General features: G+C 49.0%; 20 protein-coding genes. 14 read left to right on the top strand and 6 right to left on the bottom strand.

What is annotated here, in order from left to right:
* The first annotated feature begins 181 nt into the window (after positions 1-181).
* The 5 genes from HR45_RS03685 to HR45_RS03705 all read left to right on the top strand — a co-directional run bounded on the left by HR45_RS03685 (position 182) and on the right by HR45_RS03705 (position 4,313).
* Positions 182-1,384, top strand: a complete 1,203-nt coding sequence (locus HR45_RS03685) for an MFS transporter (protein WP_206537879.1) — start codon at positions 182-184, stop codon at positions 1,382-1,384.
* Positions 1,366-1,827, top strand: a complete 462-nt coding sequence (locus HR45_RS03690) for a cyclophilin-like fold protein (RefSeq protein WP_162180639.1) — start codon at positions 1,366-1,368, stop codon at positions 1,825-1,827. Before HR45_RS03685 ends, HR45_RS03690 begins: the two co-directional genes overlap by 19 nt.
* Positions 1,828-1,854: 27 nt before the next feature.
* Entirely contained in the window at positions 1,855-2,085 is a 231-nt protein-coding gene (pptA, locus tag HR45_RS03695; protein ID WP_037439832.1) for a tautomerase PptA, read from the top strand.
* Positions 2,086-2,188: 103 nt separating this feature from the next.
* Positions 2,189-3,172, top strand: a complete 984-nt coding sequence (locus HR45_RS03700; RefSeq protein WP_037439834.1) for an aldo/keto reductase — start codon at positions 2,189-2,191, stop codon at positions 3,170-3,172.
* A gap of 37 nt (positions 3,173-3,209) precedes the next feature.
* Entirely contained in the window at positions 3,210-4,313 is a 1,104-nt protein-coding gene (locus tag HR45_RS03705; protein ID WP_037439835.1) for an MBL fold metallo-hydrolase, read from the top strand.
* Between the two features lie 112 nt (positions 4,314-4,425).
* Here HR45_RS03705 and HR45_RS03710 read toward each other — a convergent pair whose 3' ends face one another.
* The 3 genes from HR45_RS03710 to HR45_RS03720 all read right to left on the bottom strand — a co-directional run bounded on the left by HR45_RS03710 (position 4,426) and on the right by HR45_RS03720 (position 7,377).
* The gene (locus HR45_RS03710) at positions 4,426-5,589 is read right to left on the bottom strand and encodes a MalY/PatB family protein (RefSeq protein WP_037439837.1); all 1,164 of its coding nucleotides are present in this window, start codon (positions 5,587-5,589) and stop codon (positions 4,426-4,428) included.
* 56 nt (positions 5,590-5,645) lie between these two features.
* Positions 5,646-6,485 carry a DUF3737 family protein gene (locus HR45_RS03715; protein WP_037439839.1) on the bottom strand — a complete coding sequence of 280 codons (840 nt, stop codon included), beginning with the start codon at positions 6,483-6,485 and terminating at the stop codon, positions 5,646-5,648.
* A 118-nt stretch (positions 6,486-6,603) separates the two neighbouring features.
* A complete protein-coding gene (locus HR45_RS03720) occupies positions 6,604-7,377 on the bottom strand; it encodes an SDR family NAD(P)-dependent oxidoreductase (RefSeq protein WP_037439841.1) in 774 nt (257 codons plus the stop codon).
* Between the two features lie 478 nt (positions 7,378-7,855).
* Here HR45_RS03720 and HR45_RS03725 point away from each other — a divergent pair, with 478 nt between their 5' ends.
* The gene (locus HR45_RS03725) at positions 7,856-8,746 is read left to right on the top strand and encodes a LysR family transcriptional regulator (protein WP_037439844.1); all 891 of its coding nucleotides are present in this window, start codon (positions 7,856-7,858) and stop codon (positions 8,744-8,746) included.
* A 70-nt stretch (positions 8,747-8,816) separates the two neighbouring features.
* On the opposite strand, the gene HR45_RS03730 is transcribed toward HR45_RS03725, so the two are convergent.
* Both HR45_RS03730 and HR45_RS03735 read right to left on the bottom strand, forming a co-directional pair.
* On the bottom strand, positions 8,817-9,848 hold the full coding sequence (locus tag HR45_RS03730) for a LacI family DNA-binding transcriptional regulator (protein WP_037439846.1): 1,032 nt from the start codon (positions 9,846-9,848) through the stop codon (positions 8,817-8,819).
* Positions 9,849-9,981: 133 nt separating this feature from the next.
* Positions 9,982-11,232, bottom strand: coding sequence for an MFS transporter (locus HR45_RS03735; RefSeq protein ID WP_206537881.1), 1,251 nt, complete (start codon positions 11,230-11,232; stop codon positions 9,982-9,984).
* 563 nt (positions 11,233-11,795) lie between these two features.
* Between HR45_RS03735 and HR45_RS03740 the strand changes: the two genes are divergently transcribed.
* The 8 genes from HR45_RS03740 to HR45_RS03775 all read left to right on the top strand — a co-directional run bounded on the left by HR45_RS03740 (position 11,796) and on the right by HR45_RS03775 (position 22,315).
* Positions 11,796-13,250, top strand: a complete 1,455-nt coding sequence (locus tag HR45_RS03740) for a tagaturonate reductase (protein WP_037439848.1) — start codon at positions 11,796-11,798, stop codon at positions 13,248-13,250.
* 32 nt (positions 13,251-13,282) lie between these two features.
* The gene (locus tag HR45_RS03745; RefSeq protein ID WP_037439850.1) at positions 13,283-14,773 is read left to right on the top strand and encodes a UxaA family hydrolase; all 1,491 of its coding nucleotides are present in this window, start codon (positions 13,283-13,285) and stop codon (positions 14,771-14,773) included.
* Positions 14,770-15,705, top strand: a complete 936-nt coding sequence (locus tag HR45_RS03750) for a sugar kinase (protein WP_241461046.1) — start codon at positions 14,770-14,772, stop codon at positions 15,703-15,705. The genes HR45_RS03745 and HR45_RS03750 overlap by 4 nt, the downstream gene beginning before the upstream one ends.
* Positions 15,706-15,808: 103 nt before the next feature.
* A complete protein-coding gene (eda, locus tag HR45_RS03755) occupies positions 15,809-16,438 on the top strand; it encodes a bifunctional 4-hydroxy-2-oxoglutarate aldolase/2-dehydro-3-deoxy-phosphogluconate aldolase (protein WP_037439852.1) in 630 nt (209 codons plus the stop codon).
* A gap of 194 nt (positions 16,439-16,632) precedes the next feature.
* Positions 16,633-18,078, top strand: a complete 1,446-nt coding sequence (uxaC, locus tag HR45_RS03760) for a glucuronate isomerase (protein ID WP_037439854.1) — start codon at positions 16,633-16,635, stop codon at positions 18,076-18,078.
* 67 nt (positions 18,079-18,145) lie between these two features.
* Positions 18,146-21,292 carry a beta-galactosidase, LacZ type gene (lacZ, locus tag HR45_RS03765; protein WP_052074472.1) on the top strand — a complete coding sequence of 1,049 codons (3,147 nt, stop codon included), beginning with the start codon at positions 18,146-18,148 and terminating at the stop codon, positions 21,290-21,292.
* Between the two features lie 253 nt (positions 21,293-21,545).
* Positions 21,546-21,830, top strand: a complete 285-nt coding sequence (locus HR45_RS03770; RefSeq protein ID WP_037439856.1) for a hypothetical protein — start codon at positions 21,546-21,548, stop codon at positions 21,828-21,830.
* Between the two features lie 38 nt (positions 21,831-21,868).
* Positions 21,869-22,315, top strand: coding sequence for a hypothetical protein (locus HR45_RS03775; RefSeq protein ID WP_156104001.1), 447 nt, complete (start codon positions 21,869-21,871; stop codon positions 22,313-22,315).
* 50 nt (positions 22,316-22,365) lie between these two features.
* Here HR45_RS03775 and rnd read toward each other — a convergent pair whose 3' ends face one another.
* A complete protein-coding gene (gene rnd, locus HR45_RS03780) occupies positions 22,366-23,481 on the bottom strand; it encodes a ribonuclease D (RefSeq protein ID WP_037439860.1) in 1,116 nt (371 codons plus the stop codon).
* Positions 23,482-23,501 lie beyond the last annotated feature (20 nt).

Genomic DNA, 23,501 nt, shown 5'->3' on the forward strand with positions numbered 1-23,501 from the left:
TGCATTGATTGCCGCGGAGCTGAGGCGCGTTGTCATTGACCCATCAGTAGCCACATTGAATATCACACTCACACTCTGGTTGCTGGCTTACGACGCATATCAGCCGCAACACTAGGCTGATGATTAAGATTTGCACAAAACCTCAACAGCATGTCGCAAGACAATGAAGGAGCTAAACAGGTTGGAAACTAAAGTCGATAAGGCATCTTTTTGGGCGGCCGCGCTCTCTCTCGCGGCAACGTTTGTGGCCTCAGCAACGCCAATCCCACTGTATGGCACCTACCAACGAGTAGATGGCGTCAGTTACTTTGAGCTGTCGCTCAGCTCAGTCGTATATTTTGTTGGCGCTGTCACCGCGCTGCTAATTTTCGGCCGCTTATCAAACCATCTTGGACGTCGCCCTGTGTCGATTATGGCGGTGGTACTCGCGGCCATGGCATCCGCCTCTTTTTTACATGTGCATGATGCCGCGCCGCTGTTGATTGGCCGCTTGCTGCAAGGGTTAGCCTGTGGTTTAGCCTCAACGGCCTTGGCCGCGTGGATCGTCGATTGTGCGCATACTGTGCCGAAATGGCTGGCCCCCGCCGTAATCAGTTGTGGCCCGATGACCGGGTTAACTATCGGCGGCGTTATCTCCGGTGTCTTGGTCGAATACGGCCCTATTCCACGCCAATTGCCCTTTTATCTGGTGCTGGTGTTATTAGCGGTCTGCGTTGCGCTAATTCTGCGCGGCAAAGAAACCATGCCATCAGCGCCAGGCGCCATCGGTTCATTAAAACCGCGCATGGGTTTGCCTGCTAAAGCGAAAAAATTCTTTCCGGTTGCAGCCGTTACTTTTGTGAGCACTTGGGCACTGGGCGGCTTCTTTCAGGCGTTTGGCCCTGCGATGGCGAACGAACAATTGCACTCGTCGAATGCGGTTGCGGCGGCACTGGTATTCGCGTCGATTATGGCGCCGAGCACTGTTGGCGCGTCTATCGCTGGTAAAATGAAAGCCACCACTGCGCAATTCTACGGCATGATCAGTTTTGCGGTATTCGTTGGCGGCTTATTACTGGCATTGCAATGGGGCATTTTGGTGATGTTCCTGATTGCAAGTGTGTTGGCGGGTATCGCCCAAGGCATGGTACTGACCGGCAGTATTCAAACTATGGTGTCGAGTCTTGAACCCAAAGAACGCGCTAACGTGCTATCGGTTATTTATGCTACCTCCTACACAGGTGCGGCTATTCCAACACTGATTGCAGGACGCATGTCAGAGAGCTACAGCTTATTGCAGGTTGCTTGCGGCTACGGCGTATTAGCATTAGTCGGCGCTGTGACCGTGATTTTGGCTAGAAAATATCAACAGCGGGAGTTTCAACAATGCGAACTCAATGGTTAATCGCCTGCTGTAGTCTCGGACTCTGTTTTTCGAGCGCCGTATTTTCCGCCACCACTCATTCAACTTATTCTGTTCAGCAGGAGAACCAAGTGAAAATTGCTATCGACATTCAAGGTCAAACCGTAACGGCCACGCTTAAAGCCAACAGCGAAGCGGTAAACGATTTTGTGGCGCAACTGCCGTTGTCATTAACCTTGACCGATTATGCGGCGACCGAAAAAGTTGCGGATCTGCCAAAACGTTTATCCACCAAAGGCGAGCCAGCAGGTACCGCCGCGAAAGCAGGTGATATCACCTATTACGCACCTTGGGGCAATCTGGCGATTTTCCATAAATCATTTGGTCACGCCAGTGGCTTAGTCAAACTCGGTACTCTGGACTCTGGCGTAGAGCTGATGAAAAAGTCCGGCGCATTTGACGTGACTATCCGTTTAGCCGATTAATGCCCTCGCCGCAATAGGAGCCATGTTATGCCACATGTTCAAGTCAGCTTTGTCACCCGTAATCTCACCGACGAGCAGCAGCAGAACTTTGCCGATGATCTGGCGCAAGTATTGAAAAAACATTTGAATGCGTCGGATGACGCCATCTCTGTAGCACTCGAAGAAGTGGATTACGCCAAGTGGCAATCCGATGTGTATGAACCGCGCATTAAGCCGCAACTGGCCACGCTGGCGAAAAAGCCAGGCTATGAAATGTAACTTGCCACGGCTGAGTCACGTTGAGTGACATATGTTCACCGATAAGTAAGAAACGCTCTTGAGCTTATCGAGAGCGTTTTTTGTTTAATAAAGGAGACGAAAAATGGAACAGCGCAAACTTGGTCAGGGACTTGAAGTCTCAGCGCTATCGCTTGGTGCGATGGGCTACGGCAAAGACCGCGAGATTAGCGATCGCAAAGATATGATTACCCTGCTGCACCAAGCCGTGGACTTAGGTATGAACTTTTTTGATACCGCAGAAGTGTACGGACCGTGGACCAATGAAGTGATGGTCGGTGAAGCCTTTAAAGGGATGCGCGATAAAGTGATTATCGCCACCAAATTTGGCTGGGATATCGACCAAGTCACCGGCGAACATCGCGGCGGAGTCAACAGTCGTCCAGCGCAAATTCGTCAATCGGTTGAAGGCAGCTTGCGCCGTTTGGGTACTGATTACATTGACCTTTACTATCAGCACCGGGTCGATCCCGACGTGCCAATGGAAGACGTCGCTGGCGTGGTGCAGCAGCTCATCCAAGAAGGCAAAGTACGCTGGTTTGGTTTATCAGAAGCTGGCGCCGAATCGATTCGCCGCGCCCATGCAATACAACCGGTGGCCGCACTGCAAAGCGAATACTCGCTGTGGACGCGCGATCCGGAAGGTGACATTCTCGACACGCTGGAGCAACTGGGGATCGGCTTAGTGCCCTTCAGCCCGCTCGGAAAAGGCTTTTTAACGGGCAAACTCGCTGCCGATACGCAATTTCCTCAAAACGATTTTCGCAGCATCTTGCCGCGATTCAGCACAGCAGCACTGAACGCCAACTTCAAAGTGGTTGAACTGCTACAGCAAATTGCCGCGCGTTATCAGGCGACGGCCGGCCAAATCGCCCTCGCTTGGCTACTGGCGCAAAAACCTTGGATAGTGCCGCTGTTCGGCACTCGCAAACGGTCACGCTTTGAAGAAAATATTGCGGCAATAGATGTGCAACTCAGCAGTGATGATATCGCCACGTTAAATAACACCAAGTTCGATATTCAAGGCGAACGCTACCCCGAAGCGCTGATGAAACTGTCCGGCCGTTAAGTCGTGCACGCAAAATAAGAGGTCAACATTGAAGAAAATGCTGTATTGGATTCTTGCAATTATCATACTGCTGCCTTTGGCAGGACTCGCCTATTTGCAATTGCCTAAGTTTGGCGCTGCCGCAGCAGGCGAGCGTTTAGCGGCAATTCAACAAGCCGCAAACTACCGCGATGGCGAATTTACCAATGAGATCGCTACGCCACTGTTCACTACAGATAAAGGCTTTCTGCAGATCCTGTTTGAAAATATGAGCGCCAAGCCTGAACGACTGCGCCCGGAGCATGTATTGCCCGCAGAGCATCCTGATATTAAACAGTTTGCCGCGGATCAGGATTTGTTCGTCTGGTTAGGCCATTCCTCTTTCTACCTGCAGCTGGGGGGTAAGAAACTGTTGCTTGACCCCGTTTTCAGTGACGACGCTGCACCAGTGCCTTTTGTGAACCGGCCTTTTGCTGGCAGCAACATTTTCACTGCCGCTGATTTTCCGACGTTAGATGCGCTGCTGATTTCCCACGATCATTGGGATCATCTGGATTATCCCAGCGTTATGGCATTAAAGCCTAAAGTAAACCAAGTGATCACCGGCTTAGGTATTGGTGCCAGTTTTGAAGCGTGGGGATTTGATCAGCGCAAAATCCACAGCGGTAACTGGAACAGCGAATATGATCTTGGCGATGGTGTAAAAGTCTATCTTGTGCCCGCAAGACACTATTCTGGCCGTTCACTGAGCCGTCGCCAAACCTTGTGGGCGGGCTTTGTGGTGGAGTCGCCTAACTATCGGTTGTATTTCAGCGGCGACAGCGGTTACGGGCCGCACTTTGAAGAGTTGAAACAACGCTTTGGCGAGTTTGATATGGTGGCGCTCGACAGCGGTCAATATGATGACCGATGGGCCAATATCCATATGACGCCAGAACAAGCAGTTAAAGCCGCCACCGAGTTAAACACTAAAGCCTACTTCCCTGAACATATTGGCAAGTTTGCACTGGCAAAACATGCGTGGGACGAACCGTTTAAACGCGCTAAAGCGGCCAGCGAAGGCAAAGCGTTCCAACTGGTAACACCATTAATTGGTCAACCGGTTGCGCTGCGTACTTTGCCTTCACAGCAATTTAGCGACTGGTGGCAGAACGCCCGTTAAATTAACCGCATTACTTACTTGCGCTTATTAATGTAAAAAACGCCCGATGCATAACATCGGCCGTTTTGTTGCGACGGGTTTTGAGCGAATTTAACGCCAACGGTTCACCTGCTTACAAGTCGTTAATCGCCGCTTGTAACCGCTTTAAACCTTCCTGCACGTTTGCATTAGTGGTGGCGATATTCATGCGCAGAAAGCCATCTCCTTCAGCGCCATAAACGGTGCCATCACTGAGCCATAAATGCTGCTCTTCAAACAGCTTATCGGCCAGTTGTTTACTGGTAACGGGCAATGCGCGGCAATCGAGCCAAACCAAATAAGTTGCCTCAAGTGGCGTGACCTTAATTTGTGGCAGCTGCTGCGCCACAAACTCGCATACCGTGGCGAAGTTATTGGCTAAATAACTGCGCAATGCATCCAGCCACGGCGCACCTTGCTCGTAAGCGGCGATCACCGCGGTGATAGCAAACGGACTGATTTCACAGACTTCATTGATATTAAGCTGCTTATCAATGCGCTTACGGGAGCCACTATCGTGCGCAAGAATGTTGGCTGCGTGAATACCCGCCAAATTAAATGACTTACTTGGCGAAGTGCAGGTAATCGACTTTTGCAAAAACTCCTCGCCGAGTGAGGCAAACGGAATATGCGTTTGCCCCGGCATCATTAAATCGCAGTGGATTTCATCCGACAGCACAGTGACGTTATTGGCAAAGCAGATGTCACCGATTTTACGCAGCTCTTCGGCCGTCCAACTACGCCCGACCGGATTGTGCGGATTACACAGCAACAACAGGGTGTTATTGGGATCGGCGGCTTTGGCGGCGATGTCGTCAAAATCAAAACTGAAATCGCCGTTGTCATTTTTTAATGGACTGGAGATCTGCACGCATTTGGAATTACGGATCGACGAGAAAAAGCAGTTGTACGCTGGCATAGGTACAATCACGCCTTCGCCCGGTTTCACTAAGGCTTGAATGATGGCCGACAGTGCTGGAACCACGCCAGTGGTAAACAGCAGCGAGGCGGCATCAAATCGAAAGTTATGCCGCGTCGCAAACCAATCAGTGACTGCCTTGAAATAACGCTCCGGCACGCGGGTGTAACCAAATGCGCCATGGGCTACACGCTCCTGCAGCGCGTCGATGATGGCGGGCGCGGTACGAAAATCCATATCCGCCACCCACATAGGTAACATCTGCTCGTCATCGGCGCTGTCCCATTTGTAGGAGTTGCTACCGCGACGCTGGAGCGGTTCATCAAAGTTAAATTGCATGGTTCACCTTTCGCATACGTCTTAATTTGCTTCGTGTGTGAGCTAGCATTCAGCTATCAGCCGACAGTGATTTCACACTCACCCGGATTGATGCAGTGTTCATCAATAACGATTTCACCAATCGCCTTAGCGTGAATACGGCCACCGGCGGGGTTTTTCACACTGATCACATCACTGATGATATCGGCGTTGACAGTGCTGTATTCGAAGCTCAAATCAGTGCCTTCCATAATACAGTTTTCCAACACTAAATCTTTGCAGTAACACAGAGCTTGCGTACCGCGAATGGTACAGTTCACTAAGCGCAGATTTTTGGAGTGCCAGCCCATAAACTCGCCGTCGATGACAGAATCATACACTGTGACGTTTTCAGAACCCCAAAACGCATCTTTAGAATCCAGATGCGAATTGCGGATCACCACATTTTTGGCATCCTGAAAGCTGTAGTTACCTTGCAGATTCAAGTTTTCCACGGTGGCGTTACGGGCATTCATGAAGAAGTAATCGCCCTTTTTCGCCTCGACATTACGCAGTTCAATATCGCGGCAGTTCCAACCAGTTTCCTGTGCGTCAGCGAACTTGACGTTTTCAACAAAGATGTTGTCGCACTCGCGGAACATTTTCGGGGCATCAACCTGTGTATTCAGTACCTTAACGTTTTTTGAATACCAGATTGCGGTACGTCCATAAGGGGTAAATAAGCAGTCATCCACGACTACATTTTCATTATGCCAGAAGACATACTTGCTCAAAAACTCACATTGAAACGCTTCTACATTTTGTGAGTGTTTTACCGCAGATTCACCCGGGTAAAACTTCACATGTTCAAAGCGTGTGTCGTGTGCAGCAAAACAAGGACGTTCGCCATCAAAAAAAGTATCTTTAATTACGTTCATAATTCAACAACAGGTTGCGACTGAGACCAGCTGGCGCCGAATGATTCAACGGGCTTACTCAGTGATAGATTAAGCGCTTGCGGCGCTGTGGCCGCAAGCAGGTCATTCAATTTCGGGGTTACAGGAAAGCACCGTTATCCACTTGGATAACTTGGCCAGTCACGGCTTTACCCATTTCACTGGCTAAAAACAGCGCGGCATTGGCTTGGTCGACAGGATCGGTCATTGGCACTGTGGTGTTGACATATTTATCTGAGAACTCAAGCATTACCGCGCCACCTTCCTGCTCACCAGCAGCCCAGGCTGCAGCGGCTTCGGTGTCGGTGACTCCAGGTGCAATCGCATTACAGCGAATGTTAGTGCCAGATAAACGAATCGCGATGTTCTTGGTCATAGTGTTCACGGCACCTTTGGTTGAGGTGTAAGCCACACCACAGATAGGTAAAGTCCCGTTCACTGATGACACGTTAATAATGCGACCTTCGTTGCGCGGCAGAAAGTGATTCACCGCTTCACGGCAATAACGGAATACTCCGGCAAGGTTCAGTTCAACAATTTTGGCAAAATGTTCATCGCTGGCTTCTTCAATCGCCACCATGTCGCCAGAACCGGCGTTATTGACCATGATGTCAACTTGACCGAAGGTTTCGATAGCTTGAGCAAACACTTTTTTCGGCGCTTGCGGATCACTTGAATCTGCCACAATGGCTAACGCTTTGCCGCCATCAGCAACGGCGTTTACTTTGGCAGTTGCGTCATTTAGGGTTGCTTCGTTACGGGCGGTTAGCACCACATTCGCGCCTTCCTCGGCAAATAATTTTGCTATTGCAAAGCCGATGCCTTTACTTGCACCAGTGACAATTGCGGTTTTTCCTTCTAGCAGCTTTTTCATAACAGCCTCCAAAAATTTTGAATAATCGGCCTTATCCGTTAGTTCTCACGAATAACGTCATTGCTGAATGCGTTGAAGCGGATTCAATACGGGCGCCGAAGGTGACTGCGCCGACTTCCCCAAAAATTACTCAAGACAGCGAAAACAGTACCAATGGGTGTTAATGTCAGAATCGAATGCGTTGTAGCCCATTTCAGTGTTTAGCCAAGCGTGAACGCCGTATATGAATGCAGGCAATGGAGCATCACTGCGACTCGGTAAGCGACGTCACTTGACGGATGACACTTTGTCGCAAAACTAGCAATGAATAAATCGCAATTTTCTTCTTACAGTTATGAAATTTTCTAAACAATACTCTTAATAGACTGATTTTATGAGTTTTATAAAAAACGTCGCCAGTATGAAAAATCAACACAACCGTGCGATTCAATAGCAAACTTGCTAAAATGGAGCGAATTATTGAGAGGGCTTCATAATTATGGCCAGAGAAAACTACAACGAGTTGATTGCATTTATTGCGGTTGCCAGGGAATGCAGCTTTACCAAAGCGGCGGCGCATCTGGGAATTACCCAATCAGCGTTAAGCCACACTGTAAAGGCGTTAGAGAAGCGCTTAGGTATTCGGCTGCTGACGCGGACTACGCGAAATGTGTCGCTCACCGAAGCCGGCGAGCGTCTGTTAACACGCATTTCGCCTAAGTTTGAGGAGATTGATACCGAGATCTCCTTGCTAAGTGAACTACGTGATAAACCTGCCGGCACCATCAGAATCTCGGCCAGTGATCATGCGATTGACACCTGCTTATGGCCAAAGCTAGAACCAATATTAAGGCAATATCCCGATATTAAACTTGAGCTTTGCGTCGATTACGGTTTTACCGATATTGTTGAACGTCGCTTTGACGCCGGGGTACGTTTTGGTGAAGCAATCTCTAACGACATGATTGCCATCCGCATTGGCCGCGATTTGAGCATGGCGGCGGTGGCAACGCCGGAATATTTCGCCAATCATCCTAAGCCTGTGGTACCTCACGATTTATTAGAACACAGCTGCATCAACCTACGCTTACCCACCTATGGCGGACTTTATGCGTGGGAGTTTGAGAATGGTGAGCGACAAATCAATGTTAACGTTGAAGGACAATTGATCTTCAACAGTGTGCAGCAAATTTTGCAGGCCAGCCTTGCGGGATACGGTGTCGCCTTTTTGCCTGAAGATATTTTTACGCCCTACCTTGAGAGCGGGCGTTTAGTGCGCGTGTTACAAGATTGGTGTCCGCCGTTTTCTGGTTATCACTTGTATTTTCCTAACCGCATGCGTTCATCGTCAGCCTTTGATGTGATTGTTAACGCCTTAAAAGCGAGCTAAAAAACATCGCACAAACAACAAGAGGCACTGTTTTGCAGTGCCTCTTTGCGTATTAACGTATTCAAACCATTTACTCGGCTGGCTTGGCGCTCGATTCACGCTTAATCAGATAAGGGGTGATGACGGTTTCTAAATGCTGGCTGAAAAACTCTGCCTGACAGCGGTTGAGCAGCTTTTTTGTCGCCAAGATGGCCAACTCTTCTACCGGACGTTTCATGGTCGTCAACGATGGGATTACTCTGGAGGCAAATAAGTTATCATCGAAGCCGACGACAGAGAGCTGTTCAGGGACTTTAATGCCCTTCGTATGAGCCACCCGCACGATCCCCGCCGCCATTTCATCGTTGTTGGCAAAAATCGCGGTGGGCCGCGCACTCAAGGACAACAACTTTTCTGCGCATACCAAGCCGCTTTCGTAGGTGTTTTTCCCTTCTACAATATATTGCTCGGCAATCGGCTTGCCGGCCTCTTTTGCTGCCGTGACAAAGCCGCCCATCCGTTCTTGCGATGAATAGTAACTCAGCGGTCCGGTGATCATGCCCATCCGCTCATGGCCTAATTCCAATAGATGCTGCACGATTTCAGCCATAGCTTCTCTTTCATTAGAAATCACGATGTTTTCGTGATCGTCCAAATCAGCAGACGCGATACGCACATAAGGATGACCAGCATCGCCAAGCGCTTTGGCTAGCAGTTTACTTTCTGATACTGGCGGGAGGATCAATACCCCATCGACATTAGAGCGGGAGATAAACTTGAGGCAGTTGTCGACAAAATCTTGCTCGTGCCATTTGCAGGGATGCACCACGAGTTCATAACCCAGCTCGGTGCAAATCGACAACACACCGCGTTGGACTTGATCAATATAGAGTGCATCGGGGTTATCGTAAATGAGGCCAAGCAGATAGGAACGTCTAGAGGCGAGACCACGTGCTTGTTTATCTGGCTGAAAATTAAGGCTTTCAATGACTTGCTCAATGCGCTTACGCGTTTCTTCCCCCACCAGCGGCGAGCGGTTAATGACGCGGGAAACAGTACGTTTAGAAACGCCTGTCAGGCGGGCAACATCATTTATGGTGACTTTTTTATTTTCAGTGGCCATTCATTTGCTCGATACGAGTTCATGCCGACCAATATACCACAATCGGTCATTGCGTCTTCACAGACAATTAAAGTGGAACGACGGATTTCGCCATTCCACTCACATAACGCGATAATTGTGCTACTGCTGCTAACTACTCAATCGGATTGAGGTTTTCATCCAGTGGCGTCATTTTTGGCATCAGCAGATGAACCACGCCAAGCAGGATTAAGTAGCAAGAACCGGCAATCAAAAACGCATAGAAGTAACCGGAATTACCGGCTTCGTCTAACACTGTGCCAAGGGTTTTATCAGCCACAATGCCGATAAGCGCGCCCATCATGCCACCGAGGCCAACAACCGATGCGGTCGCTTTCTTTGGCATAACATCAGACACCAGCGTATACAGGTTGGCAGACCAAGCTTGGTGTCCTGCGGCGCCCATCGCAATTAAGCACACAGCCACCCATTTGCTGTCAGTCATCGCCACAAAACAGGTTGGCAGGATAAACAGCGCGCAGAACAGCAATGTCATCTTACGTGCCTTATTGGTGCTCCAACCACGGTTCATAAAGAAGCCAGACAGGAAGCCGCCAAAAATACTGCCGACATCGGCAAAGGCGTAGATGATAAAGAAAGGAATGGCGATGTTCTTGATGTCGACACCAAAAGTATCGGCAAGGAATTTCGCCCCCCAGAACAGATAAAACCACCATACCGCGTCGGTTAAGCGTGGAATCGCACAAGCCCAGGCTTCACGGGTACGCACCACTTTACGCCACGGGAGCTTTTCATCTGATTCGGCGACGCAGCCATCAGAATCACTCTGAATGTAAGCCAGTTCTTCAGCTGAGACTTTTGGATGTTCCTCTGGCTTACGATAAATGCGCAACCAGATAACCACCCAGATGCTGCTGAGCGCACCGGTGATCAGAAACGGGATCTGCCAGTTTTTACCGTCCACAGACACAATAGCGCCCACCACAAATGGCGCTGCAATTGCGCCGAAGCTGGAGGCTGCGTTAAAGATACCCGTTGAGAAGGCGCGGTCTTTTTTCGGGAACCACTCACCTACGGTTTTAATTGCCGCAGGAAAGTTACCGGATTCACCGAATCCCAAGCCAAAACGTGCGAGCGCAAAGCCAATCACGCTGAATGCAGGGGTGACCGCGGCATGCAACATGCCAAACACACTCCAGATCCCAATCGACAAGGTATAACCTTTACGGCTGCCTAACTTGTCGATGATGCTGCCCATAGTGACCATCCCCAACGCATAGGCCACCTTAAAGGCGATCATAATATTGGCGTAGTCGTTATTGTCCCAGTGGAACATTTTTTCTAACGTTGGTGCCATCACCCCAATAATACTTCGATCGAAGTAATTGATTGTGGTGGCAAACATAAGCATTGCTAATATACGGAATCGATAATTACCAATCGCATTTTTACTTGTTATATGAATTGCTGTTGTCATTCTTCTCACCATTTTATGTTGCGTATCGACATCCTCAGAGATAGCACCCACATAACAATGTGATGCGGTCGATAAAGACTTAGCTTTTCATGCATGAAATAAATAAGCGCCAGCAAATGATTAGAAATTTTGGTATTTGCTAATCAGCACTACAACCTATTTGTGCAAATGTTGACTGAGCCCCCACAGCCCAGTTTTCGCGATCATATTATCCTTTAGTTTTATTCGTTAACTGCCATCTTTTTGGATTCTGCCATTAACTACCTAATTTACTTAGTAAAAAATGCTAAAAACAGCTCAAATAAAAGCAATTACTCTATAATTAACAGCGGCTTACTAAAAAACAGCTGTCCTAACTAACGAATCTTTTGATTGCGTGTTGTTATCTTTTGCTACCGGTGGCAATATGTCAATCAAACTAAAGTACAGGTAGCAAAATTTGCACTCAAAATGCTACCGGTGGCACAAATTTGACTATTGTGGGGCAGTCCATGAAGCAATTAAATCGCGCGAATTTTCAATATCCGAAATATCCCAGCAAAATAATGCAATTCGGTGAAGGAAACTTTTTGCGTGCCTTTTTTGATTGGCAAATCGATTTATTAAATCAGCAATGTGATCTTGGCGCAGGCGTATCGATTATCCGGCCAATTGATTATGACACGCTGCCATTACTGAATGCTCAAGACGGTTTATATACCACTATTGTGCGCGGCATCGATGAAGCCGGAAAAGCGGTTCAGCAAACCCGTGTCATTTCATGTATTAACGAAGAAATTCCGGTCTATCAACAATTTGACCGTTATTTGGCGCTCGCCGAAGACGCGAATATCGAATTAGTTGTGTCAAATACCACCGAAGCGGGTATTGAGTTCATTCGCGAAGATAAACTCCGCGACAAACCAGCCAAGGCATTTCCTGCCAAGCTCACTCAATGGCTCTATCACCGTTACCAACATTTTGCCGGTGCTGCTGACGCAGGGGTGATTCTGCTGCCCTGCGAACTGATCGATTACAACGGCGAAAAGCTGAAAGAAATTGTGCTGCAATACTGCGACCTGTGGCAGTTAGAAGCGGGGTTTGTTGAGTGGTTGCAAACTGCCAACGAGTTCTGCTCGACCCTGGTTGATCGTATTGTCACTGGATTTCCACGTGATGAGCACGCCGCACTGCAAACTGAGTTTGGTTACGCCGACAACTTTATGGTGACCAGCGAGTACTTCCATCTGTTTGTTATTCAAGGCTCTGAGCGTATTAAGCAGTTTCTGAAGCTGGAGCAAAGCGATCTCAACATTTTAGTCGTTGATGACATAGCCCCTTACAAACAACGTAAAGTGGCCATTTTGAACGGTGCGCATACCGCCATGGTGCCGCTCGCCTATCTGGCAGGCTTAGACGCGGTGAAGGAAACTGTAGAAGATCCGCTATTTAGCCGATATGTGCAGCAATTTATCTTCAACGAAGTGATCCCAACATTGAACTTCCCTGCTGACGAAATCAGCGAGTTTGCCAATGCGGTGATTACCCGTTTTCAAAACCCTTATATCCATCATCTGTTAATCTCGATTTCGCTCAACAGCATGACCAAATTCACCACCCGTATTCTGCCGCAACTGCTGCAATACCACAGCCAAACCGGTAAATTGCCGGCGCTGATGATTGCCGCGTTGGCGGGACAAATCCTTTTCTATCGGGGTATTCGTGGTGATGAACAGATCCCGCTGAAAGATGACGAGTTCTGGCTGAGTAAATTCAGTTCACTATGGCAGCAATATCAGCAAAATGAGCTGCCACTTTACGGTGTGGTAGAAAGTGTATTGGCTGAGTCTGAGCATTGGGGACAAGACCTTAATCAATTGTCAGGCATGACGGCTGCGGTAACTGACAGCCTCGACAAATTGCTGCATGAAGGTGTCCGTAATACGTTGAGCGAATTACTCGTTTAAGTGCCAACCGAGTCGAATTACTGGAGCCAAACATGAAGTCTATGATTCGTTTACATCCGACCGACAACGTGGCAATTGCGTTAGCACCGCTAACCGCTGGCAGCACCGTCGAGCTAGATGACGTTACCGTCACCCTCGCTCAAGATGTTGAAAAAGGTCATAAAGTTGCATTGGTTGATATCGATGCTGGTGCTGATGTTATCAAATATGGCGCCCCAATTGGTCACGCTAAAGCGGCCATTAGCGTAGGAACTTGGGTACATACCGAGCAGATCAAAACCAATCTCAACGATGAGCTGGAATATCGCTATCAACCGGTCGCCAATACAATTGATCCGCAAGCGGATGATTCACCCGAAGTGATGATTTATCGTCGCGCTGATGGTCAAGTGGGTATTCGTAACGAGCTGTGGGTCATACCCAGCGTAGGTTGCGTTAATGGCATGGCAGCGCAAATGGTGAAACAGTTTCTGCAGCGTCACCCACAACTTGAAATCGACGGCGTGCATGTATTTCCACACCAGTTTGGCTGCTCGCAGCTCGGTGACGATCTGCAAATGACCAAAAAGCTGATGCAAAACATGGTTGAACATCCTAATGCCGGCGGTGTGCTAGTCGTCGGGTTAGGCTGTGAAAACAACCAAGTAGCAGCGCTCAAACTCGGTATCACACAGCGTAGTGATGATCGGGTTAAGTATCTGATCACCCAACATGTAGAAGATGAGGTTGCAGCGGGCGTCGAACAACTGGAAGCCTTATATGAGGTAATGCGCCACGATAAGCGTGAGCCCGGCAGACTCAGCGAAATCCACTTTGGCTTAGAGTGCGGTGGCAGTGATGGACTTTCTGGCATTACCGCTAACCCTATGTTGGGACAATTGTCTGACTATTTGATCGCCCGCGGTGGCACCACTGTGCTTACCGAAGTGCCTGAAATGTTTGGCGCCGAAACCATCTTAATGTCGCGCTGTAAAGATGAAGCCACCTTTGAGCAATTGGTGGAAATGGTTAACGGCTTTAAGCGCTACTACAAAAAGCACGATCAGCCGATTTACGAGAATCCATCGCCGGGTAACAAAAAAGGCGGTATAACCACCTTGGAAGATAAGTCGCTGGGTTGCACGCAGAAGGCCGGACAAAGCACGGTCGAAGCAATTTTGGATTACGGTGAACGTCTACAAAAACCTGGTCTGCATCTACTGAATGCACCGGGCAACGACGCAATTGCGACCAGCGCCCTCGCCGCTTGCGGCTGCCAAATGGTGCTGTTTACCACGGGGCGCGGTACGCCTTATGGCGGCTTTGTGCCGACGTTAAAAATTGCCACCAATTCAGAACTGGCGAATAAGAAAAAGCATTGGATCGACTTTGATGCTGGCCGCCTGATTAACGATGTATCTATGCCAGAACTGCTCGACGAGTTTATTACCCTGCTAGTGAAAGCCTGTAGCGGTGAACCCGTCAAAAACGAGCTGAATGACATTCGTGAAATTGCCATTTGGAAGCAAGGGGTGACCTTGTGAGTTCAGCCTGCAATCCGCTTAAAAAAGTCGCCATCATCGGTGAATGCATGGTGGAGCTCTCCGGTCAGTTAATGGGCACCATGCAGCAAGGTTTTGGCGGTGATACGCTCAATACCGCCGTCTATCTGAAACGTGTCGCAGGTGATATGGCACAAGTGTCGTATGTGACCGCGATGGGTCAGGACACACTGAGCCAGACCATTATTGCACGCTGGCAGCAAGCTGGGGTTGATTGTCAGTTTGTGCTGCGCGATCCCAGCCATAATCCGGGGCTTTATCTGATTGAGAATGATGCCAATGGCGAACGTAGCTTTCATTATTGGCGCAGTCAGGCCGCAGCGCGCTATCTGTTGCAACATCGTGACATTGAAGCTGTGCTCGCCGCGCTGAAGGGCTTTGATCTGATTTATCTGTCTGGCATCAGCTTAGCAATTCTGCCCGCCGAAGACAGAAGTAAACTTATCGCGTTTCTGACGCAAGCCAAGGCTGCTGGTGTCACTATTGCCTTTGATGGCAACTACCGCGCCAGATTATGGCAATCACCTGCTGAAACTCAGGCTGTCTACCAACAACTTTATCAGCTCTGCGATATTGCACTGCTGACCTTTGATGATGAAGCCGCGCTCTGGGGCGATCAGCATGTAGAGGGCGCGTTTGCGCGTTTAGCGAGCTGTAATATCGATACACTGGTGCTGAAAGTAGGCGGCGATGGCTGCTACGTCGAACAAGCACAACAACGACAACATATCGCCACGCAAAAAGTCGCCAACGTGGTCGACACCACTGCCGCAGGTGACTCATTTAATGCAGGATTTTTAGCAGCTTGGTTAGCGGGATATGCCCTCAATCAAGCCGCAGATTGGGGCAACCAACTAGCCGGACAGGTGATTCAGCAGACGGGGGCGATTGTGCCCACTCAAGCGCTGCAATAATGTCGTAGCTCAGCTTGGTTTACTAATTCAGCCGCTATAGCCAGCGTTAACGCGCGGACGTAACGGCTTATTCTAATTACAAATTGAGGTAGGAGCGCATCTAATGGCGTCATTCAAAGCATTACTTAAGGAGCAGGTTTTGCTGCCCATTATTCAGGCTGATACGGCTGAACAAGGGGTAGCCATTGCAGGAGCAATGCAACAAGCGGGTATTCATTTGGTGGAAGTGGTGTTACGCACCGAAGCATCTATTGCGGCTTTGCAGGCGATCAAAGCCGCCTATCCGCAGATGGTGGTGGGTGCCGGCACTGTCACCAATGCTGATATTTTAAAAACGGCCATTGCTGCTGGTGCTGATTTTATTATTACCCCTGCGGTCTCCCCTAACCTGCTGAGCCAATTGCGTGATTGCCCAGTGCCGGTTGTTCCCGGTGTTTCAAACTCTGCTGATGTGTTGCTGGCGGTTGAACACGGTTTTACCGAACTGAAACTGTTCCCGGCCACACTCTCAGGTGGCGCTGCATTCATTAAAGCGATGGGCGCAGTGTTCCCGCAAGTGACCTTCTGCCCTACAGGCGGTATTAGCGATAAGAATAAAGATGAGTTTCTCTCCTTGCCCAATTGTGTCGCGGTCGGCGGCTCATGGGTAGCGCCAACATCTTGGGTAGCTGAAGCAAGCTGGGACAAAATCACCAGTGCCTGCCAAGTGGCAAATACTCCGGCAGCGGGCTAATCAGTATGGCGCTCAGTGCACAAGTTTTCGACAGCTATGCCGAGTTACTCACAAAGTTGTAAACTCTTGTGTACTGAAATTGCCACCGGTAGCAATAGAATGGTAAAACTAGCCTAATTTGCCAAATTCATCATTTTTAGTGATCACATCGGGACAAGGGACGTTGTTGTCGATCTGCTTATTGAGGAAAAAACATGACTTCTGCACCTATCCAATTAGAGATGCATCCTGATCGTCTCTTTTCCAGTGACAAAACTGTCGTTGCCATCGCACGCGAACTCTACGAAGAGATCAAAGACCTGCCAATCGTGAGTCCGCATGGTCATACCGATCCGCGTTGGTTCAGCGAAAACCAAAATTTCCAGAACGCCACTGATTTGCTAATTAAGCCTGATCACTATGTGTTCCGTATGCTCTACAGTCAGGGCATTCCGCTGGAAGCACTGGCCATTCCACAACGCGGTTTGCAAGGTGACCGCAGCCAAGATAACGCGGTTGACCCGTTAGAGGTGTGGCAGATTTTTGCCAAGCACTATTATCTGTTTGCGGGCACGCCATCTGGCTACTGGTTAGATTCTACCTTCGCCAATGTATTTGGTTTTAAAGAAAAGCTCTGTGAAGCGAACGCCGCCGATTACTACCACGAAATCAACCGTCAGCTGCAGTCTCCAGCGTTTGCACCGCGGGCGCTGATGGATAAGTTCAACATTGAAGTGATTGCCACGACCGAAGGCGCATTGGATGAGCTCAAACAGCATCAAAAGCTGACCGGTACCGACTTTGAAAAACGCGTTATCACCACCTTCCGTCCCGATGACGTAGTAGATGCCAGCCGTGAAGACTTTGTGGCTAACGTTCAGCAACTGGGGGATATCACCGGCTGTGACACCAGCAACTGGCAAGGTTATCTGCAAGCCATTCAAGCGCGTCGCCAATACTTTATTGAACACGGCCGCGCCACTGCGACCGACCATGGCCATCCGACCGCATTGACAGCAGATTTATCGCTCAGCGAGTGTGAAGCACTATTCCAAAAATGTGTCAGCGGTGAAGCTACTGCCGCGCAGCAGGAATTGTTCCGTGGCCAGATGCTGACGGAATTAGCAGGCATGAGCATCAAAGATGGTTTGGTGATGCAGATCCATCCGGGGGCGCATCGTGACCACAACAAGCGTATTTTTGATATCTACGGTCGCGATAAAGGCGCTGATATTCCCTCTCAAACCGAATACGTCAAAGCACTGAAACCGCTGCTCAGCAAATACGGCAACAACATGGATCTGCGCATTATTTTGTTCACGCTGGATGAAACCACCTACAGCCGTGAACTCGCACCGCTGGCAGGCCACTATCCGACACTGAAACTCGGCCCGGCGTGGTGGTTCCATGATAGCCCAGCGGGCATGCTGCGTTTCCGTCAACAAGTGACCGAAACAGCCGGATTTTATAACACCGTAGGCTTTAACGATGACACCCGTGCCTTCTTGTCAATTCCGGCACGTCACGACGTTGCTCGCCGTGTTGACTGCCGCTATTTGGCCGAGTTGGTGGCCAACCACCAGATTACATTAGCGGATGCAAAAGCACTGGCGTATCAGTTAACCTACGGGTTGGTAACAAAAGCGTATAACTTCAAATAAGACAGAGGCACTGGTAACTGACCTCGCAATTAACTAATGAAAAACGCTTAAATATTGGGGACTTTTTATGATTAGCCATCGTTTTAAGCGCACCAAAACGTGTGCTGTTGTGCTCGGCTTAATGTCATGTGTACCGTACCAACAACTGCAAGCAAATGAACGCAACGATTGGGAAAATCCTGCGGTGTTTGCCGTCAACTCTTTGCCAGATCGGGCGTATTTCATCTCCTACCCGACCAAGTCATTAGCTATGGCGGGAGAGGAACAAGCGTCCGATCAATACCATTCCCTTAACGGTGAATGGCACTTCAACTTTGTCAAAACACCGGCAGAACGGCCGCTGGATTTCTTCGAAAAAGATTTTGACGTGTCGAAATGGCCATTGATCAAAGTGCCATCTAACTGGCAACTGCAAGGCTACGATTATCCGATCTATGTTAACCACGGGTATGGCTTTCCAAAGAACAAACCCTTGGCACCAGAATATGATCCGGTCGGTTCTTATCGCCGCGACTTTACCGTAGCCGATGACTGGCAGGACAAACGTATTGTGCTGCATTTCGGTTCGGTGAAATCGGCCTTCTACGTGTGGGTGAACGGCAAAAAAGTCGGTTACAGCCAAGACGGTAAACTGCCAGCGGAATTTGATATCACCGATTTCGTCAACAAGGGCAAGAACAGCCTGTCGGTGCAAGTATTCCGCTGGAGTGACGGTAGCTATTTGGAAGACCAAGATATGTGGCGAATGAGCGGTATTCAGCGCAACGTATTCCTGCAAGTAGTGCCAAAAGTGCAGCTGTGGGATTTCCACGCCGATACGTCACTTGAGCACAACTACCAAGATGGCCTGCTTGATTTAAGCGTACAACTGCAAAACAGCGACAAAAAAGCCCAAGATGTCACCCTGCATGCTGCAGTGTATGACGGCGACAAGCTGCTGTGGCAAAACAAAACTGACGTCACCATTGCAGCGGGTAAAACCGAGACCATCGATAAAACCCACGAATTTGCCAAAGTAGCAGCGTGGTCGGCGGAATCACCTAAGCTGTATGATTTAGTGTTAACCCTCAGCCGTAAAGGTGAAGAAGACCAAGTGGTACGTCAAGGCTTGGGCTTCCGCAATGTGAAGATTGAAAAAGGCCAACTACTGGTTAACGGCCAACCTATCATCATCAAAGGCGTTAACCGCCACGAGATTGAAGCCAAAAACGGGCAAGCGATTGGCCGCGACAGCATGCTGCGTGACGTACAGTTGATGAAGCAATTTAACGTCAACACTGTGCGAAACTCGCATTATCCGAACGATCCTTACTGGTATCAATTGTGCGACCAGTACGGCCTATATGTGGTGGATGAAGCCAATATCGAATCGCATGGTTATGGCTTTACCAAAGAAGGCAGCGTCGGTAACGATCCACAATTTAAAGACGCCATTCTCGACCGCGTGCACGGCATGATTGCTCGCGATAAAAACCATCCTTCGATTATCTCGTGGTCACTCGGTAACGAAATTGGCCCTGGCCCGAACATGTCAGCGGCTTACAACTACGTGAAGTCGATTGAAGATAACCGCATCGTGCAGTTTGAAACGCGCGAGACCTGGTTTAAAGAGAAAATGACCGATGTGATTGGCTGGATGTATGCCGACCGCAACGAAATCAGCACTAATTACCTCGGTAAATATCCAGACCAGCCATTTATTTGGGTAGAATACGCCCACACCATGGGTAACGCCGGCGGTAATCTTAAAGAGCTGTGGGACTTCGTTTACCAGCACCCGCAAGTGCAAGGGGGTAGCGTATGGGATTGGGTTGACCAAGGCTTGGAGCAAACCGACGCCAACGGCAACATCTACTACGCTTACGGCGGCGACTTTGAACCCAAAGGCACTCGCAACGCCAATAACTATCTGGCCAACGGTTTGATTGGTTCAGACCGCAATCCGCACCCAGATCTGTATGAGCTTAAAAAGCTCTATCAAAACGTGGTGGTTACGCCTAAATCAGATAAAGCGAACGGCGAGTACCAAGTGCTTAACCGTAATTTCTTTAAAGATTTAAGTGACTTGACCGGCAAATGGGCGCTGCTCGAAAACGGTGTTGCGGTGCAACAAGGCGAATTGCCAACCTTGCATACCAAGCCGCAAGCCACCACTGACATCAAGATTGATGCGCTGCAAGCTTATCCGTTTAAAGACGGCAAAGAATATGCGCTTGATGTTAAATTTGTCAGCAAAGCCAAACAAGGCGTTGTTCCTGCGGGCCACGTAATGGCGAGCGATCAGTTTATTCTGCAAACACCAATGGCAGCTCCAGTTCTTGCTAGCGCGAGCAAACTGAAGTTGGATGACAGTGGCAACAACATCACCATCAACAGTGATGCAGTAACAGTGGCATTCAACAAGCAAACGGGCCGTCTGCAGAGCTACCAAGTAAACGGTGTCGAGCTGATTAAAGCCGGTGAAGGTTTGTTCCCGAACTTCTGGCGTGCGTTGACCGACAAAGACTACGGCAACCGCTTAGGCGAGAAATCGGCGGCGTTTAAACAAGCGCCAGCGACCGCTAAAGTGACCGATGTTGAGGTGCAGCAAGCCGATGGCAAAGCGACCGTGACCTTCTCTATTAACTTCCCTGCCCTGCATAGCGATGCCAGTATTGCTTATCAAGTGGGTGCTAAAGGTGAAGTGTTAGTGGATTACCAAGCTAAGCTTGCCAAAGATCTGCCAGAAATGCCGCGTTTTGGCCTCAAAATGCAGCTGCCAGACGGCTTTGATAATGCCAGTTGGTATGGTCGTGGCCCGTGGGAAAACTATCAAGACCGTAAATACGCGGCTGATTTAGGTATTTACCACGCCAAAGTGAGCGAGCTGTACACGCCGTATATTCGCCCACAAGAAAACGGCAACCGCAGCGATACTCGTTGGCTGACCATCACCAATAAAGACGGTGTAGGTTTGAAAGTGATTGGCGATCCGCAGTTCGATTTCACTGCGCATCACAACACGATTGCCGATTTTGATTATCCAAAAGAAGCGCAGCGCCATATCAATGATATTCAGCCGCGACCAATGACCGAGTTGATCCTCGACTTACGTCAGCGTGGCGCGGGTGGTGATAACAGCTGGGGCGCAACGCCATACGATAACTACCGCTTGCTGCCTGAAAAACAGCAAGACTACCAGTTGAAATTGTTGCTGCAACCTATCACTAAGTAAGCAGTAACCAAAGACGTAAACGGCTCCTTGCGGAGCCGTTTTTATTTGCATAAAACGGGTTGACTCCGCCCAACAGACAACAACTATCAGCCATTAACATTGCCAAATATTGCGCATCTAACACCGTACGCATTTGCGGGTTGCGATCCGCTATGCGAAAGCGCTAACATCCTGCTGCAACTCCCTTTTTAAAACGCCGTGACGCCAGTATCGGCACCGATGTGCGTGTTATTTTCCAGTAATCGAGCGGTATATGAGTGATGACAATCAACTGCTGCTAGCCAAGCAGCGCAAACAACAGTATCTTAAACAAGCCATTGCCGATTATCACCTAGCATTATTTGGTGATTATCTTGCCGAGCGCCATAAGTACAAGGATCTGTTTGGCCACGATGCGATTCGTTTTTATCTTTGCGTTAAACATAACTACACCCCAGCGCAAGCGCAGCAGATGAGTTCAACTGAACTGCGTTTCCTGCTCAATGAAGAGATGCGTTATTGGACACCACCAACAGATTTAGCTTGGTCAGTGTCGTAATTTCAGATATCACTCGCTAATAATAAGGATATTTTTAGGTGAAACATTACGTTATTACACTACTATCGGCAGCCATAATGATGGGCTGCAATAGTGATACTCAGGATGATGGTTCTGGAGAAACTGGCTGTAGTGGTTTTCTGTCGCCGGTCATCAATGTAAGACTACATGATTCAATAGATGATAATCTCGTGATAGATGATGCAACTGTACTGCTTATTGAAACTAGCGACACCGGCAGCAATCAGGATTACGCTACCTATATCGCTGATGATGACAATCTCGCTCAATCAGAAACTGGGGCCTATTTCAGTGTATTGTCCATCAACGCAATGTCGTATCTGATCGATATCGAAGTCACCGCCGAGGGCTACAATTCCGCCGTGGTGAAAAATATTGCCTTCGAAGTAGATAGTAGTTGTGGTGCGGAAAACACACTCAGCTATGATGTTTATCTGTGTCCGATAAACTCAAATTGTCTCTGATAAAATATCGTCAACCTTAACAAAAACCCCGCATTAACGGGGTTTCCTCATTATAACTGAGCTTCAATTTGCCCAAGCGCATTAGCGGTCAAACTACCGCGCCAGCCTTGCAGCACCAGTGGCAATTCGCTTTGTTTACCAGCCCACTCCCATTCGAGGTATTCGTGAATAAGCTTCTTGGAACCGAGTAGTTCAATCGGCACCTGTTGGCTTTCCGCGATATCGTGCAATACGCCTTTAATCAATTTAAATGCCGACTTATAACCCGGTTTCAACGCTAAAACATCCAGCGGCTCCGGCAAATTACTCATGTCAGCATTGTTCATCACCTTTAGCAGCTCTTTGGCATGAATGCGTTTCTCGTGGTCACTCAGGTCGCGTGATTGCAGCAGTTCATTCATCGACCGCGGCTGCTTTTTCGCTAGCGCTATCAAGGTATGATCTTTCATCACAAAGCCAACCGCGAGGTCACGTTTAATCGCTTTGGCCTGACGCCATGCGGCTAATGCGCGTAACACGGCTAACTCTTTCGGCTGCAATTGAAAGGCGTTTTTCACTTTCAGATAGGCTTGTTGCAGATCAGGCGCTTGCAGTCGACCTTCCGTCATACGTTCGCTTTCTTCAAATGCCCATTGCAGTCGTCCTTGCTGCTCCAGCTTTTCGCGTAACATCGGGTACAACTGATAAAGATATTTCACATCGTTGGCAGCATAAAACAGCTGCGCCTCAGTCAGCGGCCGTTTGATCCAGTCGGTGCGCGACTCACCTTTATCCAACTCTATGTCCAACAGCGTCTGCACCAGCTTGGCATAACCCATCCCGTGGCCCATGCCACAAATCGCCGCCACCAGCTGTGAATCTAATAATGGTGCCGGCTGGCATTTACCGTGATGGGCGAAGACTTCGAGATCTTCGCTACCGGAATGCAACAACTTAAGAATGTTAGGGTTGCTCAATAACGCCCAAAACGGCGACAAATCTTCAATCGCCACCGGATCGATTAACGCTAAGGTCTCACCATCAAAGGCTTGGATCAGTCCAAGGCGCGCATAGTAAGTCCGAGTGCGGACAAATTCGGTATCAAGCACCAGCAGCGAACAACGCTCATACTGCGCCACTAATGTTTGCAACGCATCAGCAGTATCAACGTACAAAAAATCTTGCAAAACATACTCCTGTATTGAAA

Source organism: Shewanella mangrovi (genome assembly GCF_000753795.1).
GTDB lineage: Bacteria > Pseudomonadota > Gammaproteobacteria > Enterobacterales > Shewanellaceae > Shewanella > Shewanella mangrovi.